This is a genomic window from Cronobacter sp. HA18006, from assembly GCF_011605445.1.
In the GTDB taxonomy this organism is placed as follows: Bacteria; Pseudomonadota; Gammaproteobacteria; order Enterobacterales; family Enterobacteriaceae; genus Cronobacter; species Cronobacter sakazakii.
In genome coordinates this window covers 440,826-466,801 of the sequence record NZ_JAANQB010000011.1, presented here as the reverse complement: position 1 = coordinate 466,801, position 25,976 = coordinate 440,826, and the positions used below count along the sequence as shown (strand labels likewise).

The following is a 25,976-nucleotide window of genomic DNA, read 5'->3' as shown; positions in this document are numbered from 1 at the left end:
GCCTCCTGAGGTGTGGCGACGCCTGCGCAACGGCGCACAGGCTCTCGCTTACTGACATAAACCTTAGAGCAAACCGCCGTGGCGAGCCTAAAAAAGCACCGCAACAAATTCCCACACAATTGCCAGGCCATTACTTTAAGAAATTTAATGTTTTGTTAATCATGGGCATACGAGAAAGCGTCTGCCGGAGGCTAATTATTGCATGCCTGGCTGCCGATATTCGTTGTGCCGGTTTGATTTAAGCACTGGCTCCATACAGCAAAAATAAGCATCACCGAGGAAACACTCCATGTCCATTACACAACGTCTTATGCTGACGTTTTCATTACTTTCTGCCGCGCTGATCGCTATGGTGATTACGTCGGTGGTGGTCGTCAGCAATTTTCAGGCAAGGTTCCAGTACGTCCAGGAAAACACACTTCCGTCGGTGCTTGATATCGGCAAAATGATTGATGGTAGTAATACGTTGATTATCTGGCTCTACCGCCACCAGAATACCGCTGACGCATCAGGTCAGGCCGAGATTGAAAAAGAGATTGATACGGTCATTAATCGCATCACCACGCAGAACCAGTTTTACCTGCAAAATGAAATCTCCAGCGAGGAAGACCGGCAGATTTCTGAAAGCGCCGGTACGCTGATTCAGACGGTTCAGTCCCGGTTACCGGCATTTTTAGAGAGCTCGCGTGCGCACAACAACGCTGTCGCGCTCGCCGCACTGCGTGATGACAACGGTGTCGGCGGTGCCGCGCGTCAGTTGATCGCGCTGTATCAGAAACAGCTGGGGGTCAACATTGACGTCGGCAAAACGCTGCGTAAGGAAAATGATAGCTCCTATTACCAGACGCTCTGGACGCTGATTGGCGGCTCGGCAGTGGTCATCCTTATTCTCGGCTTTTTCACGCTGAAGACCATCTTCTCGATTCGCAACCAGCTCAACAGCATGCGCCAGACGCTGGAAACGGCGAGCGAGCATCTTGATCTGACACTGCGCGCCGATGACTCCCGTAAGGATGAGATAGGCCAGACGGCCAAAGCGTACAATACGCTGGCAGCCAATGTGGCTTCATCACTCGCCGCTGTCGAAGCGTCCGCGCAGTCGGTCAGCTCGGCCTCCGGGCAGATCTCCGCCGGTAACGAAGATCTCTCGTCGCGCACAGAAGAACAGGCCGCTTCGCTGGAGCAGACTGCCGCCAGCATGTCAGAGCTGAGCGAAACCGTGCGTCAGACTGCGGAAAATACCCAGCTTGCAAGCCAGCTTGCGAAAAACGCGCGTGATATTTCGGAAGACAGCCAGTCGCGCGTCAATACCATGCTGACGACCATGAGCAGTATTCGCGACAGTTCCTCGAAAATCACCGACATTATCGCGATGATCGAGGGGATTGCCTTCCAGACCAACATCCTGGCGCTCAACGCTGCGGTAGAAGCCGCGCGTGCGGGCGAGCAGGGCAGAGGGTTTGCCGTGGTGGCCGGTGAAGTGCGCACGCTGGCGCAGCGTTCGTCCTCCTCCGCGCGGGAAATCAAAGAACTGATTGAGAACTCAATGCAATACGTCGAAACCGGTTCCGCGCAGGCGGAAGGCGTCGGCCAGAATATCGGCAAAATGACCGAGGCGGTGCGTCAGGTAACGGATATTGTTGATGAGATTTCGGTCGCCGCGCAGGAGCAGGCGCAGGGCATCAATCAGGTGCATCTGGCCGTCAACCAGATGGACGATGTAACCCAGCAGAACGCCGCGCTGGTCGAGCAGGCTTCGGCGGCGTCGCAGTCGCTGATGGAGCAGGCCGCATCCCTGAACCAGCTGGTTGGTGCATTTACCATCGCCGCCGCCAGTCATGCGAAAAGCGCGGCGCGTCATGTCGCCGCGCCGGTGACGCCAATCAAAACGCTGCGCCCGGTGCCCGCCGCCGCCGCGGTATCAGATAACGACTGGCAGAGCTTCTGATTAGCAGATAAAAAACGTTATTTTTTATGCCACGCCCGGTACCTGTACCGGGCGTTTTTACAGGCGGATTACCGATCATTCCCTGTATGCCCGACCGCCCTGCGAATAATTCCCCGCCACCACTTCCTCTGTTTTTCCATTCCGGCTGATGGACACTTATTCATGGTTGTATGTATCAGCGACGGTCTGCTTTTCTGCTAAAAGCGCTTTAAGGTATTCATGTACAAAATGTATTCCGCTCCGGTATGTTAGGCATAGCGCGTCACCACGACAGGAGTCCACCATGACCACATTTGTCTTCTATAAGAAAGGCACTCAGCTGTTTGCGTTCGATAAAGCCGATACCGAAAAAGCCTCGCGGCTTAAAGCCAAAGGCTATGAAAAGCAGTTCGAAGAGATTGACGCGCCCCTGGCAGAGCAGGCACTAAAGCGTTACGCGGATATCAAAAAAGAAGAAGAGATCGCTCCCTTCGCATGGGCCAGCGGAGCGATTTTCTCAGGCGTTATTGTGGTGGTACTGGCGCTGGTGGGATATTTTTTTCACGCCAGGTAAACCACCCGTGGAATGGAAGATATGGAAATTATTCTGATGCGTCACGGCAGCCCTGATATAGCGCATTCAGGCGCGATCGGCTCCCGCGATATGCCAGGCTGGATAAGCCGTTATAACGAGGCCGGTACGGGGAATGACTTACCGCCTGAGGCAAGCCGCGCGTTAGCAGCCAGAGCGGGCATTGTTATCAGCAGCGATTTACCTCGTGCCCTCTCTTCTCTAAAAACAATGGGTTGTGATCCAGTGCAAACCGATGCGCTATACCGGGAGGCAGAACTGCCGGTGCACAGTATTGGCAGGCTGCGTTTGTCGCCGCTGGCCTGGAGTGGCATTTTCCGCATGTTATGGCTGTGCGGGTTATCGGGCAATGCTGAAACGCTGCATGCCGCAAAAGCACGCGCGGCAATGGCTGCGCAAAATCTCGCTGCGCTTGCCGGTAACGCGCAAAGTCCGGTGCTTTTGATGGGGCATGGCATCATGAATCGTTTGATTGCCCGCAGCCTTGTTCGTCAGGGCTGGCGTGAAATCCGTAAACCGGAAAAAGGCTACTGGGGAGCAGGGGTCTACCGCCTTGCGGAGTGTTAAGCCCATCAGTATGGGTTCATTATTATTGCAGGTTAAAAAATCATGACTGTACAACATATCCTGATTATCGGCGCATCGCGCGGGATTGGCCGTGGTCTGGCGAATGCTTTCGCGCAGGAGGGCGCCGACGTGATAGCGACGGTGCGTGACGCAACGCACAAAGACACCCATCCGCGTATCACCACGCAAATCGTCGATATGACCGACACGGCAAGCGTAGTCCACCTCAAAGAACACCTCAGCGCTGTGACCTTTGACGTGCTCATCGTCAACGCCGGTATTTTTGGCCCCGATCATCAGAGCGTATCGCAGGCCACCGAACAGGAGATCGCCTCACTCTTTCTGACCAACGCTATCGCGCCGGTGCGACTCGCGGAGACGATGCTCTCGCAGGTCCGTGAAGGCGGTGTCATCGCGTTTATGTCCTCCAGTACCGCAAGCTTTACGAATAACGATACCGGCGACATGGCGCTCTACCGCGCCAGTAAGAGCGCGCTGAATTCGCTGGCGCGCTCATTCGCGGTGACATCGGCGCTGCCGGGTAAACGCAGCGTGCTGTTGCTGCATCCCGGCTGGGTCCAGACCGATATGGGCGGCGAACGCGCGCCGGTGACGGTAGACGAAAGCGCGGCTGGACTGAAAAACGTCATCAACGCCGCGCTGGATAATCTGCAGTGCCGGTTTATCGATTATCGCGGGCAGGAGATTGCGCCGTAGCCGGCGTTACGCTTTACCGGACCGGCCGGGCGGCTTAAGTGATATCAGCCCGCCGGCAAGGGCGTCTTCAGAGATCGGGGCGTTATGGCTGAGACTTGAGAGTAAGTCCTCCTGTCTCGGCTGTCCGAACGCCAGGCGATACAACGCGAGCCCCTGCTTCAGTCTTTTGAGCTTGCCGGTTTCCCGGCTGTAAGGCAGCACGGGAATACGGCGCTCCACGCGCGCCGGGCCGTCCTCAAAGATCCAGTAAGGGATAAGTTCGGACTGCCCAGGCGCTCTGTCCTGCGCTGCCCGCGCAAAAAGGGTTTGCCACGGGTCGCCCGCGTTGTGGCCCTTAAGGCTCGCAATGCCATAAGCATGCGCGATATTTTTCCGCACCGCATGCCCTTTGTAGCGATGTACCCGGCCCTCGCGCTGCTCTAAATCGACAGGATTTGCGGGAAGATTCCAGTGCATCACCGCATGACACCACGTATGAAAATCGAGCCCTTCCTGGCCAATGGACGTGGAGGCCAGCACAAACGGGCGAAACGGCGAATTGAAAGCATCGCGAACGATTTCTGCCCGTACCAGCGCGTCGTTATTGTCATCCCGGATATCACCAAACCGCAGCGCAAAGCGGCAGCGGGTCGAAAACTCTACACGCTCAAAGCCCGCATCGTTAGCCTCCAGCGCGTCCAGATGCAGCCGGGAGACACGCAACGATAGAACAGACTGGATATGCGCGGACAGAGTGGCCACCTGTGCCGCGACGCCAGATCCCTGCACGCCAGGCGATTCCCGGAGCGTATGGACATATTCATCCAGCATGGATTGCAGATTGCCCTCAACGCCATATTTCAGCGTTAAACGCCAGTAGGTCTCCTCACTTGCGCCACGCAGCATCGCAATGGTCTCCGGCATGTTGAACAGGGTTCTGAACCCCGAGGCGATGGTCGCCGCACCGGTGAGAAGGGCCATGCTGTCGCACCCCGTCTGCGGATCCAGCCTCTGTAACGCACGCAATGCGCAGGTACCAGGCCCGCCAAGCGCGAACAGCGCGAGCACGTCCGCCAGATCGTCTGGCTTCGGCCCGAGCGTAAGGCGTCCCTCGGCGGCGTCTGTCAGCTGTTCCAGATGCGCGGTGAAGTGGGAGTCGTCATCCGCATCAGGCGTCACCAGCGCCCGCCAGCCTTGTGGATCTTTACACCACGCCAGTAGCCCGCCCTGCGCATCGAGCAGTACCGGCGCAGCCCAGTACCAGCGCGGATCGGCTTTGCCCTCCGCCGGGCTGGAGGGTAAAGCGGCGACAAGCGTCTCGCAGATGTCACGGGCGGCTTCCAGCACGGTTTCCAGCGGGAGCGGGCCGTTATCCCCGGCACAGGCCATCGTGAGTGGATCAATCGCCGTCGCCAGGACCGGTGAGGGCATCAGCCATGCCATGACTGGCATACCGGTCAGACGGTCGTCCGCGCTGGCTTTCGCAAACCGCAACAGCGGTTTGATTTTCTGATAAAGCTCGCGATGCGTCACCGACTCGCCGCTGACCATCCGGCGCTCTGCCTCATAAGAGCAGAGCGTGGCGATAGCATCCGGCACCGCATTCCAGCAGGAGAAGATAAGCGTCTTGGTCAGATGGCTTTTCCCCTGCCAGACGCCGCCTGGTGTGTAATACGGAAGCGATGGCGGCATCCATAACAGTTGCCAGAGCCCGTTATCGATGGTGTCTTCAAAAAGAAGCCGCATCCGCGCGTTGCCGGGTTCAAGCGGCTGGTAGTCATCCAGCTGACCGGGCGTTAGCCACTCATCGCGGGCCGCTCTCAGCGCCGCAGAGAGCGCAGGTGACGGCGCATCGATAGCCGCATCAAGTTTATTACGCAGCGCATAGCGCTTCAGAAAGTTGAGCAAATGGGGCGTCGATTTCCAGTACTCCACCAGATCGCCTGCGTCCACACAGGCCGCAACCGCATCAACGGCACGAATATGCCGGATATCCGTGGCCTGCAGCGGCGCTATGCGGGGAACTTCAACGAGCATGGCGTTACGGTCGCGGGTATCAGAAATCCTTTCGGTGCGGCACATCACACGCAAAAGCGCATCCTGAAGACGTGCTTTTTCACCTTCAGGCATACCGGCATGCAGTGCGGCCCGGTGAGCGGAAAGCAGCGCGCTGACGTGGTTGACCTGCGCCGGATCGCGCATCAGAAATGACAGTGTGCGGATAAAATCCGGGTAATGATCGTCTTCCCCGGTTTCGTTATCCAGCGTGAACATTTTATAAGGCGTGGCGGAAAGCAGCAGAACACGCGCCTCCTTCTGTTCAAACAGGGCCGTGGCGAGCCGCGCGGTATCGTCTTCAGCGTCCAGTAGATGCTTAAACCGCTGAAACTCATCGAGGATCACCAGGTCGGACTTCAGGGCCTTCAGACAAACGAAAGCCAGTTTCTGACGCAGCGCCATGATAAGCCGAAGCCGTAACTGCGTATCGTCTGGCGGGATCCGGCTGCTGTCACGGTAACGTATAAACTGCTCGCAACCCTGCTTAAGCTGCGCGTAAAGCGGTTTATCGTCGAGCACTTCGCGTCGGAACATCCTGCAGAGGTCATTATCCAGTTCATCAGCCCGCAGCCCCTGCGCGGTGGCGCGCCAGCTCGCTTTTCCCATTCGCGCCTGTAGAAGATTTAACAGCCCTGTACGCAGCCGGGTGCGTCGCTCGCCCTGGCCCAGCGGGAGGTCGTACAAAATCCGGTACAAAGTGGCGCGCTCTCCCGCATGGCCTTCACGGCTTACGGTATGGTCGAAGGTTGTGCCTGACGTCAGGCTGATAAAGTTGACTTTATTATTGCGCAGCTCGCTGACCTGCCGTGGCAGATAGGTCAGCCGGGTAGAGAGCGAGAACCCTTCCGAGCCGCTGAGATTGAGCCTTTTTTGATTCTGACCAGCAATCGCCGCGCTGGAGCAGATATAGATGATATCGACGCGATCTTTTTTATCCTGCAGATGTTCCAGCGTTCTGGCGATAACGCCCCGTGCAATCAATGTCTTGCCAAGCCCGACTTCATCGGCGACAAGAAACCGCGTGGTGTTGTTTTCGCCAAACAACCGCTCAAACACATAATCGACCGTATCACGCTGAAAATCTTTCAGCGTGGCCAGCGCTGCCTGCGCAGAAAATCGATTATCAGGCATTCGCGTCCTCCATGGCGGCTTCAAATACCGTCCAGAGCGCCAGAAAATCCTCCGGGATCACCGCGTTCCGGTTTCCCTGGCGCAGCTCACTGATAAGCGACGCGATTTCTTTTAAACGTTCTGGCGTACGGCTGGCGGCGCGTGTCAGCATTTCCAGCAGAGGAAAATCCTCACCATCGACAAGACGGGCCAGCCACCCGGCAGCGACTCTGTACTTTTCCTGTAGCGGCAGTGCGGGGTCATCCTGATCCAGCAATAACAGCAGATAACGCAGAAAGCCGTCAGGGTTGCTGATAACGCTTTGCAGAATAGCCGCGTTGCGCTCTGAAGGCATGCCCGTCACGGGCAGATTAAGCACAAACCGGACGCATAACGCGGGCTCGCGGGTAGAGAGCTCAAACGCCGTCAGCCCGGTGACAGCCCGCAGCGAAAACTGCCCGAGGGGGAAAGGGCCGTCAGCGCCTTCTGTCGGCAATAAAACCGCGTGTTCGCCAATGAGCGTGACCGGCCACGCCTTGAGCGTCGCAACACCTTTAAACTTCGGCAAAACGCCCTCCAGCGTGAGCCGCCACTGCTCATCGTCCACCGGATCGCAGATAAGCGACAGCGGCAACGCGGCCAGTTGTGCTCTGGCGTGTTCCAGCGCCTGCGCGGCAGCCTGGGCGTTTGCATCCACCGGCGGTAACTCATCTGCCTGAAAATCCACCAGATATTCGCCCATCCCCTCTTTGTCAAGCAACGTATCAATTCCGCCGATATCGCGCTGACGACCCTTTAGCTCGACCAGCAGCTCAATATTTCTGGCAGCTTTTAGCGCGGCATTAGTCGCGTTGGCAGAGCCCATTACGAGGTGCGTATATAAAGAATAATATTGGGTTTCAAAAAGATACGCTTTGGCGTGCAGGCCCGTCGCGAGCGATGCCGCCATATCGACAGCGTCTGTGTCTTCACCATCGTCGGTTTCCGCAGCATCGTCTAAATGAGAGCACTGCGTGAACGCCTCCCGCGTGGCGGGTTTTAACGCTGCCAGCGCCTCCGGGCGGGAAATCAACGCCTCGGCGCGCTGTGTCGTTTGTACCAGCGCGTTCAGCGCCTCATCGGAACAAAACGGTGAAATGACAGCCATGCGCAGTGAGGCAGGCGGGATCCAGTTAAATGCCTTAATACCCGGCAGATAAAACGCCATCTCCTGAAAACCTGCCGGTAACTCCCATTCAACGCGATAAAGCTCATCAGCAATTCGCTGCGCCTGCATCGTTTTCTCATCTGCAATGCCTCTGCTCGCGAGACCCGGCAGCAGGCGCAGCAGATAAGCCAGCGGCTTATTCACCGGCCTTTTTTTGCGCCCCATGACGCCTTCAAGCTGCAGCGAAAGATCCCACGAGCGATCGGTCGTTATATTGCGGGTCAGCACCAACAGGCGGTACATCACCGTGTCCTGACCGGGAGCGACAAAACGCAACACCCAGATTTTCGGGTGAAACACACCGCCGTTGGGCGCGCTCACTTCGACAATCATCGGCTCAAGCAGACTAAATAACGGATTGGGTCGCACTATGGCAGGCAACTGAATGCGTCCGCGCTGAACATAGACCGTCATGCGTCCGGCGTAACGACGCAGGGATTCAAGCATGGCAAGGCCGTCCTGTTCCGCCTGGTTTTCCATGGACATCAGTGCAAGATGCACCGGCGCTTCGAGCAGACAGGTAGGATCCAGTGAAAATGTCGTGGCCAGCGCTTCATCAAAACGCATACCCGGCGGTGGCGTCAGCGCGGCGGTATAGAGGCTTCTTGCATCCGGGCTTAGCATACCGCCTCCTGACACAGCCCCTGATGCAAATCAGCGAGCAACGTTTTAACGGTATTCCAGCGATAATTGATCCGTCTCGTACCCGAGTGACCGCGCCATTGCTCCTGCGCGCGCTTGTTAGTGAACCGCGAGCGCGGTCCTTTTAATTTTTGTTCACGATACTGAATCAGCGCGCTGGCATCGCCCTTCAGAAGCGCGTCTGGCGTCGTGCGAAGATACCGCACCCAGGATTCGATAAAATGGCGTGTCTGCGGAGCTATCTGATGGCCTTCCCGGTGAGTAAGCGCCCACAACTCGTTTATGTTCCAGCGTGCAATCTCCGCAAGCGGCAGAGCATTGCGCCATTCCTGGAAATTCTCTTCATGCAGTTCACGCAGCCCTTCACGCTCGATCTTTCCGGCAAGCTGGTAGTTATAGGAGAGCGCCGCGCCATGCATGACTTCCGAGAAAAGCCGCGCGTGGTGAAGGATCGTCTGATGTGTCGCGGAAAAGCGACCGCTATTGGCATACTCCCAGGGATACGCGCCTGTCGGCTTATCGTCCTGTAAGGCCAGAAAGGCCAGCAGGCTGTGCGGACATGCCGCCTGGAGACGGTCGCGGATGAACTCAGCCTCATCGCGAGTGAGCAGGAACGTCACCTTTTCAGGAAAGTCAGCAGGCGTCGCCGGTAACCGCGGATGCCAGTTATGCACGTTGTCGGGTTCGGTATCGGGATCATCCGCGCGATCGCGGGCGTGACGCTGCTGGCGTGCAATGCGGTGCTTCTGGCGATAGGTCTCATCGATCCGCTGGTGATACTGGCCCTGAGAAAAAGGTGTAAGCCGAATGTGCCAGGCACCAAGACCAGCCCAGTAAACGGAGCTGGGCAGACGTTTAATATCTCCACCGGCATTTTTACCGAACATCCCGTGATGGTCATCGGCCGTCTGGAGCCGTCTGACCAGTTCTCTTTCGTGCTTATCCGCAGCGCCGGCAAACTGCGCGGCAGTCACTTTTTTGTCTTCCAGCGCCCGGTAAATCCAGGGAACGAAGAGCATATAACGCAGCCGTGTCTGGATGGTGCTGGTGCCGGGAAAAAGTAAGTCCGCGAGGCTATCACGCACCGTGCCGATGCCGAGTTCATCCCGGCTCTCTTTTTCCTGAAACTGTGCGAGGATGCGAAGTGTGCGTTCACGCGCGCGGCTGTCGTGGTCAATCCATGTCAGTGTTGAAACCATACCTGTCCCTGGTTTTGGAAGTTGAGAAAGGGTTAAACGATGATGGTGAGCGTAACATTTTGCCGGGCCACGCAATGGGCCGTTAACAGCTTTTTTAAAGCTTAATTTTGCCTGCCGCGCGGCGCAGGCGGGCATCGCCACGGCGGTCATATTTTTGCGTTGTCGTGACGCTGGCATGGCCCATTGCGTCGCGTACCGTTATCAGATCTTCGCCATTATCGAGCATCATGGAAGCGAACGTGCGGCGAAGATCGTGCGGCGCGCAGTTATCGATGCCGCACTGCAGACGGCGTTCGTTCAGAATATGGTACACCGCCTGTGGGGTCAGGCGCTCAGACGTGACATCGTCACCCGCGCGGATGCGGGTGAAGAGCGGGCCGGGGTGTTCGCCGCGTACGCTGTCAGTCCAGTGCCGGAGCCGCTGCCAGACGGTGTCCGGCATAAATGCCAGCCGCTCTTTGTTTCCTTTGCCGAGCACGCGCAGCGCCTGGTCCTGCTCAAGAATGTTCGCATAATCCAGCCCGACCACTTCCGAACGGCGCAGTCCGCAGCCCAGCATCACCGCCAGCATCGCCGCGTCACGCGGGCCTTTACAGCTTTTGTCCTGCTCGCAGAGCGAAAACAGCGCGCGCACTTCTTCCGGAGTTAATGCACGCCCGCGGGTGAGACGACTACCGCGTACCGCCCGCACGGCAAGGATTTGCTGATAGCTGTCGGTGTCCATCAGCTTCATCATCCACGCCTCGCGCGCGGTGCCTTTCAGGGCAGACAGATAGGTATTGATGGTGGCAGGTGCGCGCCCGGAAGCCGACAGCATCTCCAGTAAGCCCTGCACATGATGACGCCGCAGGCTGCCCCACGGGCAGTGCTGCAACGCGCGAGCACCGAGCATGCCTGCGACGATATGCAGGAAGGATCGCATGGTCTGGCGGCTCGCGGCGGAAGGCAGGCTTAAAAGATAGGCCATCGCCGGGTTGAGGGGCCGCGCCTCGTCACCCACCGACAGCGCATGGGGATCGAGACCTGAAAAAGCGCCAGGCAGCAGATTGTCGTCAGGCATTTCCGTCATCATCCCCTCGTAAACGCACACAGCCGCGATGTTGCGTCTCGTAAAAAGTAGCAGGATTATCCCCTTAAGCGTGCTTTTCGGTAAAGCTACTTTTTCAAAGGTACATTTTAATAAGTAGCAATCTGCAGAGGTGGTACGTGGAGGAGAACAGAAAGGGCGGAAACAGCGGATCATCCATTTTTGCTATGACAACCGAACGCAGGGGTTATGGTAGCGTAAATCAGCAGGCGTTTTTTTCACCAACATGGACGTGCATAACAAATAACCTCAGGATAAAACCTGCGCCGGTTTAACGTGCTATTGATAATGGCTTGCGGCACAGAATATTATTAAACGCAGACTAAACAGCCCTGAAAATAATAAAGATGCATCTGTAATATAGATTCATGTATGATATACCGTCATTATTAAAATAGTCGCACCATCAGGAAGGTTATCGTCAAAATGACCATAGCATTGATTGTCTTTTTGGTTGTCATCATCGGCTATGCTTTTTATAAGCATACTGTTCTGGTGAAAGCGCGTACGCTGCCTTCACGCGGCGGCAAGCGCCGTTAAACACTCTCCCGGAAGCGTTATCAGGGCTGATGACGCTTCCGCTCTTCCATTAAATCTCCTTTTTTCATCCACTTATCTGTATCTTCTTTAATCACCGTGGTGAAATAGCGTACGGCTTTTATTACCTCACCCATTATTCCTTTTATTTAAAACACAGTTTTAGAACTTATTGAAAAGGTTATATCGTGCCATCTATTTAAAAAATTATGGAGATATTGTCAGGAAAGTATCAGTAAAGGTAAGTCTGATTAAAAACACAAAAATAAAGCCATATGTGGATTGAAAGATGAGACCGGTTTCAGAAACCAAGAAAATTCTTAAGCGTTTCTAATATTATTCTGCTGTTTTTAACCATTCATAAAAAGTAAAGAGAGACGGCAGGCATCAACGCCTGGCATGGTGTGTGTTTATGCGCTGCGATCCGTCACACCCAACAGTCACGTCCTGGGATCCCGGCGCGCCCTGCGGATGATAACTGGCCTGATAATTTGCGCCTGAACGTTCTCTTCAGGCAGCCGACGCTGCACACTGGCGTGTGCAGCGATAGATTAATTTTGTTAAAGATAAGTTACCGTTTGACCTGTTCCGCTAACGCGTACCGTAGTGCACACATAGCATTCAAAGAAGCCAGCCGTTGTGTGGTTTCCCCGCCGCCATAGCGGGTTAACAGCCCACGGAACCGCTTAAAAAGTGACAACGTCACTCAGCGAGTAATATTCCTTCTCCCGACTGCGTCTTAGCCCTTCGGCGCGTAGAAGCGACACAGCACAGCCATCGCCAGCGCGCTGCACAGCGGAAAGACCGCCAGCAGCAGCCATGGCACCGCTGCCTGCGGGCCAGGCGTCAGCGCGTTATCCAGCGCGTCGCCCAGCAGAAAATTGCCGGTCAGCACCGCCACGCCGCCCATCGAGGCCAGCGCGCCGTAGTGCGCGCCGAGATTACGGCCCGCGGCGAAACGCGGAACCAAATCCATCCCCACCGGAACGATAATCATCTGACCCAGCGTCAGGAGCGTCACCATGCATGCTGCAGGCAACAGCCTCAGCCAGCCCGCAAAAGGCGGGAGCGGGGCAAACAGCGCCACGCTGACAAACGAGGCCGCCAGCAGCCCGAAACCGAGCGGTAACATACGCGCCGCCCCGAAACGGCGCGAGACGCGCGCGAGCGGCAGTTGCAACGTGATAATCAACAGCGAGGCGAGAATAAAGAGCGGCCCGAGCGCGGCATCGCTGCTGCCGGAGCGGCGCAGCTCTACCGGCAGCGCCAGATAGAGCTGGTTATAGCTGTAAAGATAGGCGCTGTAGGCGAGGATAAACGCGACAAAGCGCGGCTGATGAAAGGTCTGCCACCAGGGAACAATCTGCAGCGGGCCGTCGCGATGCGGCGTGCGCGGCAGCAGTATAAACAGCGCCACCAGCGCGACAATAAATACGCCTGCGCCTGCGAGCGCCATCGTTTTAAAACCAAACCCGGCCATCAGCGAGCCAAGTACCGGGCCGAGCACCGCGCCCAGTTCGCCACATACGGCAAAGAGCGCGAACCACTCGGCGCGGCTGCGCCTGCCTTCCGCTTCGCTGCGCGTGCCGGCCTGCGCCAGCAGCGATTCAATCGACGGCGAAAACAGCGCGCCGCCAACGCCCGTCAGACACGCGCCGAGTACCACCGCCCACAGCGAGCCGCCCAGCGCCAGCAGCAGATAGCCCGTAATACGCACCACACAACCGCACAGGATAATGGCGCGCGCACCGTAGCGGTCGGAAAGCGCGCCGCCCAGCAGAAACATGCCCTGTTGTGAAAACGTGCGCAGCCCGATGATGGTGCCGATAAGCCCGCCGGAGAGCAGCATATCGTCGCGCAGATAAATCGCCAGGAACGGTACAACCGCATAAAAACCGATGTTAAACACCAGCTGGCTGGCAGAGAGCAGGTAAGGAGAAGTATGCCTCGCGGCATGGGGTGCATGAGTGGACATGAAGACCGCATAACTGTTCAGAAAAAGTGAGGGCTCTCTTAAAACATATTTGCGCCGTCTCTGGCAACTTTCACCTGCCAAAGACCGCTTACGAGGCGATATTGACTTCCCGCAGGCGCCCCGGTATAAGACCTCCTCTTAAGAATGATTTTCATTTGCATAATACAAATTCTAATTTGTCCGGCCCGTAACCATTCCCGTGCGGCACGCGGCGATAAAAACACGTTAAGGTTGATGTTGATGAATGCTTTAGTAAAAAACGCGCTGGCGCTCTGCCTGCTCTGCGCCGCTTCGGCGCCCGTTCTTGCCACACAATACCCGCTGACCCTTGATAACTGCGGCATGAAAGTCACCTTCAAGAAAGCGCCGGAGCGCATGGTGGCACTCGGGCAGAACACCGCCGAAATCATGCTGCTGCTGGGTCTTGAAGACAAAATGGCCGCCAGCGCCTTCTGGCCGACAAAAGTGTTGCCGCAGCTCGCAAAACAAAATGAAAAGGTCAAACTGCTGACGGTTGAGATCCCGACGCTTGAGTCAATCCTCGCGCAGAACCCCGATTTTGTCGCCGCGCAGATCCCGCTGCTGTTAGGCCCGGACAGTAAAGTGGCGAAGCGTGAAGATTTCGCGGCGGTGGGTATTAACAGCTATCTGTCGCCTGGCGTCTGCGTCACGAAGAAAAACACCGGCGATATCTACGGCAGCCGCAGCCAGCTGTGGGATATGACGTACCTCTATAAAGAAATCGACGATTTAGCGAAGATTTTCAACGTCGAGGCGCGCGGCGAGGCGCTCACCAAAGATTTCAAAGCGCGCGAAGCGGCCCTGAAAGAAAAATTCGGCAAAAACCATAAAAACCTGTCGTATCTCTTCTGGTTCTCCAGCGCGTCGCCTTCCTCTGACGCCTACGTTGGCGGCAAAAACGGCGCTTCGGGTTACATCGCGCATCTGCTCGGCGGCCACAATGCCGTCACGTCAGAAAGCGAGTGGCCAACGCTGAGCTGGGAGAGCATCATCGCCACCAACCCGGATGTGATCGTCGTTTCAAGCCTTGACCGCAACCGCTGGGCGCTGGATAACGCCGACGCCAAAATCCAGTTCCTGAAAAGCGATCCGGCGGTCAGCCAGCTCGACGCCGTGAAAAAAGGCCATATCGTGGTGATGGATGGCCAGGCGATGAATCCGACCATCCGCACCCTCTATGGCGCGGAGCAGGTGGCGGCGCAGCTTGAGAAGCTCGGGCTGAACTGATGGCGGACGTCTCTTTAACCGTCACCCGGCGTCTGCCGTCGTTCATATTGCTGGCGCTCTCTGTCGCCGTGCTGGCGCTGGTGATCGCGCTGAGCGTGGGCATCGGCGAACTCTCCATTCCGCTGCAAACCACCTTTGCGGCGGTGACTAACAAGCTCGGGCTGACCGCCGTGCCACTTAACCGCATCCATGAAACGGTTATCTGGGATTTTCGTCTCAGCCGGGCGCTGGTGGCCGCGTGCAGCGGCGCGGGCCTCGCCATCTGCGGCGCGGTGCTGCAAAGTCTGCTGAAAAACGCGCTGGCGGAACCTTACGTGCTCGGCGTTTCCGCCGGGGCGTCAACCGGCGCGGTGTCGATCGTGGTGCTCGGTATCGGCAGCGGGGCGGTGTCGCTCTCTGTGGGCGCGTTTACCGGCGCGTTCGCCGCGTTCGCGTTCGTCGCACTGCTGACCAACGGCGCGCGCGGCGGCAATGAGCGCACGATCCTCGCAGGGGTCGCCGCCTCACAGCTTTTCAACGCCATCACCGCCTATACCATCAGTACCGCCGCCAGCGCCCAGCAGGCGCGCGACGTGATGTTCTGGCTGCTCGGCAGCTTCAGCGGCGTGCGCTGGCCGGAATTTCAGTTGGTGCTGGCGGTGGTCGTCATTGGGCTGGCGGTCTGCCTGTGGCACGCCAAAGCGCTGGACGCCTTTACCTTTGGCGATGACGCGGCGGCCTCACTCGGCATTCCGGTCGGTTACGTGCGCCTGATCCTCTTTGCGGTAACGGCGCTGATGACGGCGGCTATCGTCAGTATGGCGGGCTCGATTGGCTTTGTCGGGCTGGTGGTGCCGCACGTGATGCGCTATTTCTTCGGGCCACTGCATCGCCGGTTGCTGATCGCCTGCGCGATGATGGGCGCTATTCTGATGGTGCTCGCGGACATCGCCTCGCGCACGCTGATTGCGCCGCAGAGCCTGCCAGTGGGCGTGGTGACTGCGCTGGTCGGCGTACCGTTCTTTGCGGTGATCCTGTATCGCTCAAGGAGATTCTCATGAGCATCCGCGCGGAAAACATCAGCTGGTCGGCGGGTAAAAAGCGCATCGTGAATAACGTGTCGCTGAGCGTACCAACCGGACAGACACTTGGTCTGCTCGGGCCGAACGGCTCCGGGAAATCGTCGCTGCTGCGCATTCTCGCCGGGCTTCGCCGCCCGGATGCGGGCCGGGTGCTGCTGGACGATGGCGATATCGCGCGGTTGTCCAGGAAAAGGCTGGCGCAGCGCGTGGCGTTCGTTGAACAACACGCGATGACCGATGCCAATATTCGCGTGCGCGACGTGGTGAAACTCGGACGTATCCCGCACCATTCGCCGCTCTCGTCCTGGACTCACCAAGATGACGAGATCGTGCGCCAGGCGCTGGAGCGCGTGGATATGTTCGACCGTCGCGACGACGGGTGGCAGCATCTTTCGGGCGGCGAGCGGCAGCGCGTGCATATCGCCCGTGCGCTGGCGCAGTCGCCCGGCGAGATTTTGCTGGATGAACCGACCAACCATCTCGATATTCATCATCAGATGCACCTGATGCGCCTCATCAGCGAGCTGCCGGTGACGAGTATTGTGGCGCTGCACGATCTCAACCACGCCGCGATGTTTTGCGATGCGCTGATTGTGATGCAGGGCGGGCAGGTGGTGGCGAGCGGCACGCCGGATGAGGTGCTGACGGAGGCGATGCTGCGCGAGGTCTTCAAGGTGGAGGCGCGCATTGAGGTTTCACCCCATCACGGCAAAAAGCACATCCACTTTGTGTAATCAGAAACCGTAACGTAAAACGGCCCCGTAAAGGGGCCGTTTTTTTTTTCGCAAAGGCTGTGTAGCGCAGAGGCGTTACTCGTTGCCCCACTGATTCAGGAAGTTGGCGATTTCATCGATACGCCCTTCAGGGATCCCCGCTTCGCGCGCCATCTCATGCTGCGCTTCTTCGCTGATTTCTTCGTTGTTCATCAGACGGGTGATTAACAGCTGGAAGTAGTGCGCCAGGCGGTCGCGCTCTGCATCGCTTACCGGCAACTCTGTTTCCGTCGCGTACTCGTCAGCGATGTCATAAAACTTGATAGGAATATCATTACTCATAGGGCGTTCCTGATGGTGGTGTTTATGCCTGCCGGGACAGGGCGTTATGAGTAAGATAGTACCATTTCTGGCTGCGCGCTGGCGCGGGAAATGGCGAAGCGGCGTCAGCAATGGCTATCACAGATCACGCGTTACCTGCATTCCCTGAGCAAGCGTATTGTCGATAACGCTTTGATAGAATTGCGTAAATGTATCGCTTAACCTGTAAAGGTTGCCGCACTCATTTTGCTCAGGTATCTCAAACTGTTGAAGGATATCTTCAGCATGCAGATGCGTTCTGTCCCAGTAAAATATGCCCTGCTGGCGTTCTCCATTCAGCATCAAATAATAGTTACCACCCGGATCGTCGCCGATGATTAATTTGCTGTCGATAAAATCCAGTTCACTGAATAGTTCTTCATTATTATACTCAATATCATAGTATTCATTTTCAGTTCCCAACCCAAACAGGGCATTAAACGCAATAGCGCCCTCATCGACACCGCCATACGCTAAATTACAATAATCCGGGCTTTTAACCACAAACCCATTATTTAACAGGAGGAACGTTTTATAATCTTCAGGCAAGCTGATGCAGTATGTTTTTTCCAGCCGCTGGATATCCGCTTCTGTAATCATTTTTCCACAGGAAACCGGCATACTTTTCCTTCTCTGAGTTAGGGTGACTGGCTCTTTCAATCTATCAGTAGAGATATTATCTTGACAGCTAAAGATAAGTTCACGCCAGATTGCTTTAAAATACTATAAAAATGCCGTTTCGCTACTACCTGTTTTTATCAACCGCAACCCATTGAATTTCAATCCCAATCCGTGTTCGGGATCCACATCGACAGAAAACATAAATCCAAAACTTTTTTCCGTCTCAGGAGAAAGATAAATTTTTATCAGGAGCAGATTTTTTGCAGCGCAACCATACACTCGCTGGCAGTATTCTCTGGCTTCCTCAGTAATTTTATCAAGAAAAAAATTTTGCTTCTCAATAAGAAAATGAATATCAGCCTGGTATTTTTTATCGACTGTATCAGTATCCAGATTTATGCACTGGACAGGTTTTTCGCCAAACGCCGACAACACCAGGTCAACGGAAATTCCTTCATCATCCACATAAAACGTCAGTTCTGGAGCTGTCATAAAATGCTTTTCTCTTTGTCGTTTACGCTGTTGATAAGCCCAGGATCCGGCTTTGTGATAAACGTTTTATAGTAAGCATGACATGGAGAAGAGTGGCAACTGAAAACCGGAAATTATCAGCCACAATATGGTTATTTAACATAAGATAGATTGCGCGCACTATTAAACTTGATATCGACACCAGGGCATCTGCCTCCAGACCGTAACATTCGTCAGCCATTTACGATACACTTGCGCCACTTTTCATTCTCGCTGTTTATGCAACTACATGGCGTCGCCAGCAGGTACAAACGCCAAAACACCGCGGGAAAACAAACCGGAGAGATCATGCTGGAAAAACTGCGTACCCGTGACGGGAAAAAATTTCTGACGGCGCTGGTGATTGTCTTCATCACCGTTCTGACGGTCGTCTCCCGCGTCACGTTTGAGGGCGTGGAAGAACAGTACAACATGCCGATGGAGCACTGGAGTGCGTCGATGTTTATCATGCAGGGCGCGTGGGTGCTGATTTACAGCGTGCCGTTCTCGTTTATCATCTCGCTTCCCTTCGCGTTCTATTTTCTGGGGCCGAAAGACGATCGCGGCTGAGTTTGCGTTCGGGCGGGTTTTATTGCCGCGCTGAATGGCTTTGCGTGAATTGTCATGATTACTTTACAAAACAGCGCTTGCCCGATAACCGGGCGCTCACTATTCTTTTGCCGATGATGACGACCGCAGGCTCCGCTTACACAAAAAACCGGCAACTGAAAGCAACACTGCTTTTGGTCATTGCCTGTTGCGTGATGCTGATTTGCCTGACTCAGCGCGCCAGCATTCTGCATCAGATGCAGGTCAAAGCGGCTGAGATCAGCCTCGCGACGCAAAACAGTGGTCATGAAGCGACCACGCCGTCGCTCTCCCCGTGTGAACTTAGCGCGCATTCGCTGCTTGCCGCGCAGCCGCTACACTTCGACACCATTATTCTCTGGCCCGGCCTGCTGGTTATCCTGCTGGCTGTGCTGATCGCTGTGAACGTCCGCGCCCTGCCGGATGCAATCCCCCGCCCTCCCCAACGACGAATACATCTTAAAAACTGCGTGTTCCGTGAATGACTGACCGGGTTCGTCCTGTTCGGTTAATTATTCATGGAGAAAACAGATGAAAATGCTTTTCAGGAGCCTGTGGCTTCTGGTTCTCGGCGTGTCTGCGGCCTGGGCTGCGGACAGCGGCTGGCTGCCACCGGCGCAGCCTTCACACGCCCATATTCAGGTACGCAGCGACGCGCCCGCCGATGGCAAAGTGCGTCTGCTGCTGGCTATCACGCTCGATAAAGGCTGGAAAACCTACTGGCGAACACCCGGCGACGGCGGGTTCCGGCCCGTTATTGACTGGTCAACACCAGCGCAGACCACCTGGCACTGGCCGCAGCCGGTGCGCTTTGACGCCGCCGGGTTCAGCTCGGTCGGCTATCATGACGGCGTGACCTTCCCGCTGGAAGTCACTACCACTGAAACCGCGCGGCTGCGCGGCACGCTGACGCTATCACTGTGCAGCAACCTCTGCGTGGTGAACACCTTCCCGCTGGATGTCGATCTGGCCGATGGTCCGTCGCCTGGTTTTGATGATGACTGGAACGCGGCAATGGCGACCGTTCCGCCAGACACCGGCAACATTACGGTGACGAACGTTTCCGCTCGCGGTTCAACGCTCAGCCTGATGGCGACCTCACCCGATGGCTGGCCGCAACCGGCGCTGTTTGCCGATAACCCTGACAACGTGTCGCTTTCAGTTCCGCAACTGCAAACGGACGGCGACACGCTCACGGCGCGGTTCACTACCCTCAACGAACGTGGCGAACCCACAGACGCCAGCCGTATTCAGGCGGTTTCGCTGGTGCTCAGTAGTGGGGCCACCAGCCAGCAGATGACGGTAAAACCGGACGGCGCGCCGCTGTTCTGGCAGGCCGTCGCGGTGGCGCTGCTCGGCGGGCTTATTCTGAACCTGATGCCCTGCGTGTTGCCGGTGATGGGAATGAAGCTCGCCTCGCTGATGACGCTGGCGCAGGCGGACCGTCGCCGGACCCGCATCCGCTTTCTCGCCACCAGCGCCGGGATGATTTTCTCATTCCTGGTGCTGGCGGCCGTTATGAGCGCGCTGCGGCTCTCGGGCGCGTGGACAGGCTGGGGATTTCAGTTCCAGCATGCCGGGTTTATCGCCACGATGGCGGTCGTCACCTGGGCTTTCTGTTTTAGCCTCGCGGGCGTGATGGAGATCAGGCTGCCCGCCGCGCTCACTACCCGGCTCGCCACGGCGGGCGGCCAGGGGGTTGGCGGCAGTTTCCTGGAGGGTGCCTTCGCGACGCTGCTGGCGACGCCCTGCACCGCGCCTTTTCTCGGTACTGCCGTCGCTTTTGCACTGGCCGCGCCGTTACCGGAGCTGTGGTTGATTTTCCTCGCGCTCGGCACCGGCATGAGCCTGCCGTGGCTGCTCGTCAGCCTGAGGCCCGGCGTGGCGCGCTGGCTGCCGCGGCCCGGCCCGTGGATGAGTAAGCTGCGCCTGGTGCTGGTGCTGCTGATGCTTGGCTCCAGTCTCTGGCTGATGTCGCTGCTGGCGAAGGAATGGGGCGCGCGCTACGTTCTTATCGCAGGCGGTCTGATGATTGCGCTGTTTCTCTGGCGCTGCGCAGTAAAACTGCCGCGCCATCGGGAAAACCTGCGAACGCTGGCGTTCGGCGTGCTGTTCGGTGCCGGGTTATATGCGTTTCTGGCACCTGCACCGGACGGCCGCCGCGAAGGGCCGCTTCACTGGCAGCCCTTCAGCCAGGCGGCGCTGGATAACGCGCTTGCCGCGCATAAACGGGTGCTTGTGGATATCACCGCCGACTGGTGCCTGAACTGTAAGGTCAATGAAGTGTTGGTGCTGCACCGCCCCGATGTCGTAGACGCGCTGCATCAGAATGACGTGGTGCTGTTACAGGGTAACTGGAGCAAGCCATCTGCGGAAATTGAAGCATTTTTGCGCCGCCACGGCGCAAGCGGCATTCCGTTTAACGCCGTGTTCGGCCCTGCTATACCGGATGGCGAAGTGCTCTCTTCGCTGCTGAGTAAAACTGAACTGCTTGACGCGCTGGATAACGCTGGCGCGGCCACCTCTCAGACAATCAATAAGGACAGACAATGAAAAAGTTACTGATGGCGGGCGCACTGCTCGCCGCGTTCCATGCGCAGGCTGATGATTTACCGGAGCCGGTAAAAGAGATGGAAAAACAGGGCATTACGATTATCAAGCCTTTCACCGCGCCGGGCGGCGTTCAGGCGTGGCTTGGTAAATATCAGGACACCGGCGTGACGCTTTATCTGACGCCCGATAAAAAGCATGTCATCACCGGCTATATGTATGACGCGCAGGGCAATAACCTCAGTGAAAAGCTGATTAACGACGAGCTGTACATCCCGGCCGGGCGCGAAATGTGGAAAACGCTGGATCAGGCGAAGGGCATTCACGAAGGCAGCGAGCAGGCCGCCTGCAAAGTGGTGGTGTTCGCCGATCCGTTCTGCCCTTACTGCCATAAGTTCTGGGAGCAGGCGCAGCCGTACCTCAACGATAAAAGCATCAGCCTGAAAACGCTGCTGGTGGGCGTGATCCGCCCGGACAGCGGGCGCTACGCCGCCGCGGTGCTGGGCTCCGACGATCCGCAAAAAACCTGGCAGGATCTTGAAAGCTCAGCCGGGAAAAACAAACCGGCGCTGCCGGAGAAAACGTCGCCTGCGGCCTTTAAGCAGATTCAGTATAACCAGCAGCTGATGACGCAACTTGGCGCAAACGGCACGCCAGCGATTTATTATCTGAACAAAGACCGGCTGCTTCAGCAGATAATCGGCCTGCCGAACGCCGAACAGATGGCCGATCTGGTGGCCTGTAAGTAATAAAAAGGGCCACTTTTGCGGGTGGCCCTTTCTTTATTTGTCGTTAACCGGCTGAAGCGTGAGGCGATTATTGCTGGCCTCAATAATTCTCGGCGTATCCGGTTCGAGATCGTCACGTGACAGCACCAGACGCCAGCTATCGTTGGTGTCGTCAGGGGCCATAAACATCCCCGCCACGGCCACATACTGCGCCGTCTCCTCCAGAGGCATATCCAGTGAGAATGATTCTCCTGGCCGCAACTGGATATCTTTTTCAGCGACCAGATCCGCTTTAATGGCCTGGCTGTCATCGGCGAATAGCGAGGGGTAATCAGTGCTGTCAAACGCCTTACGGTTTTTCAGCTGGTAAATACGCACGACCGTCGCCAGCGCCGCCCCGCTCTCATTGTTATTGACGCCTTCCCTTGCCCGAATATCCAGATGCAGCGTTTTTATCTGTCTGAAGAACAGCGAGCGGGTCACCGAAGCGGCACCGTCTGTGACTTTTTGCGTCAACCCACAGCCCGCCAGCACTGCCATCGTCAGCATTACAGCCACCACTTTACCAGCGGTATTCGCCATCTTCATCGCTCTCCCTACGGTGAATGTTTTCCTGAACCTGTTCCCAACGGCCCAGAGGAATGGTAATCATCTCATTATTGCGCCGCGCAGCGGCATTAAGCGGCTTCAGCAACGCCGTGCGGCCCAGTTGCACGGGATATTCCGGCTTACAGCACAGGCGGGCATCCGCTAATAAGTGCCGCGGTACGCGCAGCTGCATTCGCACATTAAGGTGCACGCCGAGATAGACGTGCAGCAGCGCGTTAAGATCGCGGTTAAGCTCTCCGTCAGGCAGCCAGCCCCGGGCCTCTTCGGCATCGTCAGTGGTGAGCATCAATAAGACCTGACCATTAACGTCGGTGGCGTAGGTTCCCATGACGGGACGATGCTTCAGGCTAAGCGGCTGACGCATACTCATTCTGGCGGACGCTTTCAGCGGAACACGGCAGCGGTCGTGATGAAATACCGCAGTCTGCGTTTGCGGCGCAAGAAGCCTGACCAGCGCGCCCAGGCCTTCTGCCGTGCGCCCGGGCAACATCATTACAGGCAACAGCGCCAGAAAACGTGAAAGTGGCGTACCCGCGGCAGATGCGCAGCCAGGGATCCCAAGCCCCACGAGGCCGAGCAGATACTGTGAGGTGTTATCCACTCCGCCTGACTGAAAGGTGGCGGGATACGAATATTTTCGCCAGATGCGGTAGTACTGGGCTATTAACCGGTGATTAAAGATATCGAGAAAATCGCACGTCGCCTCGTAGCCTTCCCGCCGCTGCGCGATGTCGTCGATATACTGCGTCGGCAACGGTGCCTCAATACCATAAAGCCCCATGAAAGTGATACGTACTGTCGGCGGGAGATGCGGATGTTCGCTGGTCTCTGAGCCGCGTATTTCACCAGCCGGAAATCCCATACCCGGATGCGGGCGAAAACGTACCGGCTCATGGCGAAGTTGCCAGTCGCTACCGGTAACAGGAAGCCCCGGATGGCTTCGCTCAAGCCACTGACAAAACCGATAAAAATTCATATACGGCAGCTGTTGCCGCGTCTCTTCCTTCAGCCGGGCAGGCGCGGACTGTGATTCTCTTTCCAACGGATACATTTCCCTTCTGGCTGAACAATAAGCGTTAGCTGATTAAACTGGTTCATATCGGCATAGCGCGCGAAGAAGCGGTTGAGCATTTCCCCGAAGAGGTGGATATCGCCTTCGCCCGCAAAACCGTGACTGTCGAGCGTGACTTCGATGTCGAGCCCACGTAAAAGAAACCCGTCTTCAAACCGCTGAATGCGGTAGTGATTTATCGCGAGGATCGCCTCCAGCCGACGGTTATTCAGTTCATCATCACGCCAGTTGTACAGCGCCAGCGTGCCGCGAAGCACTTCTGCGCTGCTCATCATGTTGATAAATCGGGTGCCCAGATGACTCATTACCCGCCAGTGGAAACGGTCCTCGACGGGGGGATACGCGGGTAGCGTTGGCTTACACAGGTTACGAACGGTCAGTGGCGTTTCCGTGACCTGTTCACAACGATCCAGCAGCGTGCTTTGCAAAGCCCGGCGCGGCAGTTGTCCGTTGGTGCAGGTGATGCGCAATGAGATGGTTTCTTTCTCCAGCATCCGATCCCTCTCCCACTTCTCGCCGCCCAGAATAAGCCAGGTATCATGCATTCCGGTGACGCCACGCTTTACGCGGGTGTGGTAGTAACGTTCAGGCGCGTGACGGCGCATCATGCCGCCCTGATGACGGAAGCTGGTGAAAGGCACATACCGGGCCTCGCCGGTTCGGCCCGATCCGGTGACCGCATCCACGGAATAAATTTCGGTATGCCCGTCCTGCAGGCGCTTCGGACGCAGCAGATATTCGTTTTCCAGCCCGTTTATCGTCAGCGGATCGGCTTCCAGCGTGAACAGGTTAATGACCGGCACACAGTGCAGGCGCAGCGCGCTGTCGGTGACGGGTAAATCGGCCTGCCAGAGCTGGCTGAACACCACGTCGATGTCAAAATGCGACGTTCCCGGCGGCAATGTAACCCCTTCCAGACCGTTAAGATGAACGAACATAAACTTTTCACGAAAGGTGAAGTACTCCAGCAAAAGCTGCCAGCCGCTGAAGGCGCTATCGCCTTTCGGCCATAGCATGTCGTCGTCGCCAAACCCGCCTGGAGAAAAATAGCCATCCAGTTTTATTCGTTCTGTCTTTCCCGGCAGCCGCAGATAGAGAGCCGCCTGACGTTTAGTCAGCATGAAGTGGAGCGCATTGGCTGTTATAGCGTCCTCGCCGAGATACATCGGCAGGTGGCGCAGATCCACCTGTCGCCAGTCGGCCTGTTCGCTGCAGGCGAAACGGATACGCAGCACGGAACGCCCGTCAGGCTCCACGGTCATGGCAACCTGTGATATCGCAAGCGGGTTCAGCGCCACATCACGGGTGGTGCGATACCCGTCGTCCTGACTGTCACGGTTCATCACGCTTTCATCGATCAGCGCGCAGTACGCATACACCATCGTTTCACAACTCGCCTCGCTGAAACCTGCGTCAGTCAGCGTCTGGCGTGCTGTAGTGATCCACTGGCAGGCGCGGCGATAAAGCGCTTCACCATCGTTGACCACCTGCCCGCTGCGTAACTGGCTGACCATCAGCCAGCCAGGATAAAACACCCTGTTTATGAGGTTTATTTCATCTTTTTTCATGACCGCAGCACCGCAAACAGTTCCAGTTTCACCTCACCGAGAGACTGCGGCGTGTAGAAGGCGCAGTTCCCGGCGTCGAGCATGGCGCGGGCGGCATCGGTGGTCAGATCCAGCGCGAAATACTGATTCTCGAGACGCAGCGGAATCGCTGCAGGAACATGACTGAGCGGTTTGATAACAATACCGCTGAGCGCGATATTGACGACCTCTGAAACGTCGTCATGGCTGCCCGCTTTGCACAATTGCGGAAAACGGGTCTGGAGTTCGTGATTCGGCAGCGCTGAACGCACCGAAAGATAGAAATCCGCCCCTTTCCGTGCGCACGTTCTGGCGGTAGTCGGTGCGGTTCACCAGATGCTTCAGGCCGCGCCACAGCGATTCCACCTGCTGAAACTCCGGATGGTGCATCACCGTATCCAGCTGGCGGCTGATTTGCCGGTCCAGCTCGGCGATATGGTGGTCAAGCAGCGTTTTGTCGAGCTTTTCAACCTGCTGGCCGGACTGTTTCAGGCGCTCCAGAAAAACCCGGACCGCGGCGGTCACGCGTTCATCGGCGGAGGCGTCCGCCAGGCGCTGGCTGTCCTGCCAGGCGTCGATATCATCGAGCGCGTCGACCGGGTGAAGGTTAATTTTTTCAAACAGCGAGGCGTAAACGCCGCCGGTGGTTTCCTGCACCTGCGTGGCGCCGGCAGCAGTGGGGGTGTTCTGAACAGACATCAGCATTTCTCTCGTTAATCCGTAATAAACCCGG

At 56.8% G+C, this 25,976-nt stretch carries 21 protein-coding genes and 4 pseudogenes; 11 read left to right on the top strand and 14 right to left on the bottom strand.

Annotated features, from left to right (window positions below; genetic code table 11):
• The first annotated feature begins 289 nt into the window (after positions 1-289).
• The 4 genes from G9X48_RS03940 to G9X48_RS03925 all read left to right on the top strand — a co-directional run bounded on the left by G9X48_RS03940 (position 290) and on the right by G9X48_RS03925 (position 3,803).
• Complete coding sequence (locus G9X48_RS03940; protein ID WP_054623876.1) at positions 290-1,948, top strand: methyl-accepting chemotaxis protein; 1,659 nt, start codon at positions 290-292, stop codon at positions 1,946-1,948.
• Between the two features lie 283 nt (positions 1,949-2,231).
• Positions 2,232-2,501 carry a hypothetical protein gene (locus G9X48_RS03935; protein ID WP_007873284.1) on the top strand — a complete coding sequence of 90 codons (270 nt, stop codon included), beginning with the start codon at positions 2,232-2,234 and terminating at the stop codon, positions 2,499-2,501.
• Positions 2,502-2,513: 12 nt separating this feature from the next.
• Complete coding sequence (locus tag G9X48_RS03930; protein ID WP_097641074.1) at positions 2,514-3,086, top strand: histidine phosphatase family protein; 573 nt, start codon at positions 2,514-2,516, stop codon at positions 3,084-3,086.
• Between the two features lie 42 nt (positions 3,087-3,128).
• Positions 3,129-3,803, top strand: coding sequence for an SDR family oxidoreductase (locus G9X48_RS03925; RefSeq protein WP_097641073.1), 675 nt, complete (start codon positions 3,129-3,131; stop codon positions 3,801-3,803).
• Between the two features lie 6 nt (positions 3,804-3,809).
• Here G9X48_RS03925 and G9X48_RS03920 read toward each other — a convergent pair whose 3' ends face one another.
• The 5 genes from G9X48_RS03920 to G9X48_RS03900 all read right to left on the bottom strand — a co-directional run bounded on the left by G9X48_RS03920 (position 3,810) and on the right by G9X48_RS03900 (position 13,597).
• On the bottom strand, positions 3,810-6,971 hold the full coding sequence (locus tag G9X48_RS03920) for a helicase-related protein (protein ID WP_105536370.1): 3,162 nt from the start codon (positions 6,969-6,971) through the stop codon (positions 3,810-3,812).
• Complete coding sequence (locus G9X48_RS03915; RefSeq protein ID WP_097641071.1) at positions 6,964-8,781, bottom strand: phospholipase D family protein; 1,818 nt, start codon at positions 8,779-8,781, stop codon at positions 6,964-6,966. Before G9X48_RS03915 ends, G9X48_RS03920 begins: the two co-directional genes overlap by 8 nt.
• The gene (locus tag G9X48_RS03910) at positions 8,775-9,998 is read right to left on the bottom strand and encodes a DUF6361 family protein (protein ID WP_085661147.1); all 1,224 of its coding nucleotides are present in this window, start codon (positions 9,996-9,998) and stop codon (positions 8,775-8,777) included. Before G9X48_RS03910 ends, G9X48_RS03915 begins: the two co-directional genes overlap by 7 nt.
• A gap of 94 nt (positions 9,999-10,092) precedes the next feature.
• Positions 10,093-11,067, bottom strand: a complete 975-nt coding sequence (locus G9X48_RS03905) for a tyrosine-type recombinase/integrase (RefSeq protein WP_097641109.1) — start codon at positions 11,065-11,067, stop codon at positions 10,093-10,095.
• 1,294 nt (positions 11,068-12,361) lie between these two features.
• Positions 12,362-13,597: an MFS transporter gene (locus G9X48_RS03900; RefSeq protein WP_097641070.1), complete on the bottom strand. Its 1,236-nt coding sequence runs from the start codon at positions 13,595-13,597 to the stop codon at positions 12,362-12,364.
• 240 nt (positions 13,598-13,837) lie between these two features.
• Between G9X48_RS03900 and G9X48_RS03895 the strand changes: the two genes are divergently transcribed.
• From G9X48_RS03895 to G9X48_RS03885, 3 genes are read left to right on the top strand one after another with little or no spacing between them, the layout of a single operon-like run.
• Complete coding sequence (locus G9X48_RS03895; RefSeq protein ID WP_097641069.1) at positions 13,838-14,845, top strand: ABC transporter substrate-binding protein; 1,008 nt, start codon at positions 13,838-13,840, stop codon at positions 14,843-14,845.
• Complete coding sequence (locus G9X48_RS03890; protein ID WP_007873266.1) at positions 14,845-15,885, top strand: iron chelate uptake ABC transporter family permease subunit; 1,041 nt, start codon at positions 14,845-14,847, stop codon at positions 15,883-15,885. Before G9X48_RS03895 ends, G9X48_RS03890 begins: the two co-directional genes overlap by 1 nt.
• Positions 15,882-16,640 carry an ABC transporter ATP-binding protein gene (locus G9X48_RS03885; RefSeq protein WP_097641068.1) on the top strand — a complete coding sequence of 253 codons (759 nt, stop codon included), beginning with the start codon at positions 15,882-15,884 and terminating at the stop codon, positions 16,638-16,640. The genes G9X48_RS03890 and G9X48_RS03885 overlap by 4 nt, the downstream gene beginning before the upstream one ends.
• Positions 16,641-16,715: 75 nt before the next feature.
• Here G9X48_RS03885 and G9X48_RS03880 read toward each other — a convergent pair whose 3' ends face one another.
• The 3 genes from G9X48_RS03880 to G9X48_RS03870 form a co-directional block, all read right to left on the bottom strand.
• Entirely contained in the window at positions 16,716-16,961 is a 246-nt protein-coding gene (locus G9X48_RS03880) for a YmjA family protein (protein WP_007798844.1), read from the bottom strand.
• A gap of 117 nt (positions 16,962-17,078) precedes the next feature.
• Entirely contained in the window at positions 17,079-17,600 is a 522-nt protein-coding gene (locus G9X48_RS03875; protein WP_007873263.1) for an SMI1/KNR4 family protein, read from the bottom strand.
• 102 nt (positions 17,601-17,702) lie between these two features.
• The gene (locus G9X48_RS03870) at positions 17,703-18,092 is read right to left on the bottom strand and encodes a hypothetical protein (protein ID WP_097641067.1); all 390 of its coding nucleotides are present in this window, start codon (positions 18,090-18,092) and stop codon (positions 17,703-17,705) included.
• A 327-nt stretch (positions 18,093-18,419) separates the two neighbouring features.
• Here G9X48_RS03870 and G9X48_RS03865 point away from each other — a divergent pair, with 327 nt between their 5' ends.
• From G9X48_RS03865 to dsbG, 4 genes are read left to right on the top strand one after another with little or no spacing between them, the layout of a single operon-like run.
• Positions 18,420-18,680 (top strand): DUF2534 family protein, encoded by a 261-nt coding sequence (locus G9X48_RS03865; protein WP_007780653.1) that lies wholly within the window; start codon positions 18,420-18,422, stop codon positions 18,678-18,680.
• Between the two features lie 44 nt (positions 18,681-18,724).
• Complete coding sequence (locus tag G9X48_RS03860) at positions 18,725-19,183, top strand: copper-binding protein (RefSeq protein WP_097641066.1); 459 nt, start codon at positions 18,725-18,727, stop codon at positions 19,181-19,183.
• A gap of 46 nt (positions 19,184-19,229) precedes the next feature.
• On the top strand, positions 19,230-21,251 hold the full coding sequence (locus tag G9X48_RS03855; RefSeq protein ID WP_097641065.1) for a protein-disulfide reductase DsbD domain-containing protein: 2,022 nt from the start codon (positions 19,230-19,232) through the stop codon (positions 21,249-21,251).
• Positions 21,248-21,997 (top strand): thiol:disulfide interchange protein DsbG, encoded by a 750-nt coding sequence (gene dsbG / locus G9X48_RS03850; RefSeq protein WP_097641064.1) that lies wholly within the window; start codon positions 21,248-21,250, stop codon positions 21,995-21,997. The genes G9X48_RS03855 and dsbG overlap by 4 nt, the downstream gene beginning before the upstream one ends.
• A gap of 33 nt (positions 21,998-22,030) precedes the next feature.
• On the opposite strand, the gene tssJ is transcribed toward dsbG, so the two are convergent.
• The 6 genes and pseudogenes from tssJ to G9X48_RS03825 form a co-directional block, all read right to left on the bottom strand.
• The gene (gene tssJ, locus G9X48_RS03845) at positions 22,031-22,558 is read right to left on the bottom strand and encodes a type VI secretion system lipoprotein TssJ (protein WP_181145375.1); all 528 of its coding nucleotides are present in this window, start codon (positions 22,556-22,558) and stop codon (positions 22,031-22,033) included.
• On the bottom strand, positions 22,539-23,636 hold the full coding sequence (gene tssG, locus G9X48_RS03840; RefSeq protein WP_085046860.1) for a type VI secretion system baseplate subunit TssG: 1,098 nt from the start codon (positions 23,634-23,636) through the stop codon (positions 22,539-22,541). Before tssG ends, tssJ begins: the two co-directional genes overlap by 20 nt.
• Positions 23,591-24,973: pseudogene (gene tssF, locus G9X48_RS03835) on the bottom strand (type VI secretion system baseplate subunit TssF); the annotation flags it as partial. The gene tssG and the pseudogene tssF, both read right to left, overlap by 46 nt.
• Positions 24,974-24,994: 21 nt before the next feature.
• Positions 24,995-25,225, bottom strand: a pseudogene (locus tag G9X48_RS21585) (DotU family type IV/VI secretion system protein); the annotation flags it as partial.
• Positions 25,222-25,542 (bottom strand): annotated as a pseudogene (gene tssK, locus G9X48_RS03830) (type VI secretion system baseplate subunit TssK); the annotation flags it as partial. The pseudogenes G9X48_RS21585 and tssK, both read right to left, overlap by 4 nt.
• Positions 25,538-25,948, bottom strand: a pseudogene (locus G9X48_RS03825) (type VI secretion system contractile sheath large subunit); the annotation flags it as partial. The pseudogenes tssK and G9X48_RS03825, both read right to left, overlap by 5 nt.
• Positions 25,949-25,976 lie beyond the last annotated feature (28 nt).

Bases quoted from the DNA above. Each gene is read 5' to 3' on its own strand.
- G9X48_RS03905 (WP_097641109.1), bottom strand. From the start codon at position 11,067: ATGACGGAAATGCCTGACGACAATCTGCTGCCTGGCGCTTTTTCAGGT.
- G9X48_RS03915 (WP_097641071.1), bottom strand. From the start codon at position 8,781: ATGCTAAGCCCGGATGCAAGAAGCCTCTATACCGCCGCGCTGACGCCA.
- G9X48_RS03910 (WP_085661147.1), bottom strand. From the start codon at position 9,998: ATGGTTTCAACACTGACATGGATTGACCACGACAGCCGCGCGCGTGAA.
- G9X48_RS03885 (WP_097641068.1), top strand. From the start codon at position 15,882: ATGAGCATCCGCGCGGAAAACATCAGCTGGTCGGCGGGTAAAAAGCGC.
- G9X48_RS03895 (WP_097641069.1), top strand. From the start codon at position 13,838: ATGAATGCTTTAGTAAAAAACGCGCTGGCGCTCTGCCTGCTCTGCGCC.
- G9X48_RS03855 (WP_097641065.1), top strand. From the start codon at position 19,230: ATGAAAATGCTTTTCAGGAGCCTGTGGCTTCTGGTTCTCGGCGTGTCT.
- G9X48_RS03935 (WP_007873284.1), top strand. From the start codon at position 2,232: ATGACCACATTTGTCTTCTATAAGAAAGGCACTCAGCTGTTTGCGTTC.
- G9X48_RS03880 (WP_007798844.1), bottom strand. From the start codon at position 16,961: ATGAGTAATGATATTCCTATCAAGTTTTATGACATCGCTGACGAGTAC.
- tssG (WP_085046860.1), bottom strand. From the start codon at position 23,636: ATGTATCCGTTGGAAAGAGAATCACAGTCCGCGCCTGCCCGGCTGAAG.
- tssJ (WP_181145375.1), bottom strand. From the start codon at position 22,558: ATGGCGAATACCGCTGGTAAAGTGGTGGCTGTAATGCTGACGATGGCA.
- G9X48_RS03920 (WP_105536370.1), bottom strand. From the start codon at position 6,971: ATGCCTGATAATCGATTTTCTGCGCAGGCAGCGCTGGCCACGCTGAAA.
- G9X48_RS03890 (WP_007873266.1), top strand. From the start codon at position 14,845: ATGGCGGACGTCTCTTTAACCGTCACCCGGCGTCTGCCGTCGTTCATA.
- G9X48_RS03930 (WP_097641074.1), top strand. From the start codon at position 2,514: ATGGAAGATATGGAAATTATTCTGATGCGTCACGGCAGCCCTGATATA.
- G9X48_RS03925 (WP_097641073.1), top strand. From the start codon at position 3,129: ATGACTGTACAACATATCCTGATTATCGGCGCATCGCGCGGGATTGGC.
- G9X48_RS03875 (WP_007873263.1), bottom strand. From the start codon at position 17,600: ATGCCGGTTTCCTGTGGAAAAATGATTACAGAAGCGGATATCCAGCGG.
- G9X48_RS03865 (WP_007780653.1), top strand. From the start codon at position 18,420: ATGCTGGAAAAACTGCGTACCCGTGACGGGAAAAAATTTCTGACGGCG.
- G9X48_RS03870 (WP_097641067.1), bottom strand. From the start codon at position 18,092: ATGACAGCTCCAGAACTGACGTTTTATGTGGATGATGAAGGAATTTCC.
- G9X48_RS03900 (WP_097641070.1), bottom strand. From the start codon at position 13,597: ATGTCCACTCATGCACCCCATGCCGCGAGGCATACTTCTCCTTACCTG.
- dsbG (WP_097641064.1), top strand. From the start codon at position 21,248: ATGAAAAAGTTACTGATGGCGGGCGCACTGCTCGCCGCGTTCCATGCG.
- G9X48_RS03940 (WP_054623876.1), top strand. From the start codon at position 290: ATGTCCATTACACAACGTCTTATGCTGACGTTTTCATTACTTTCTGCC.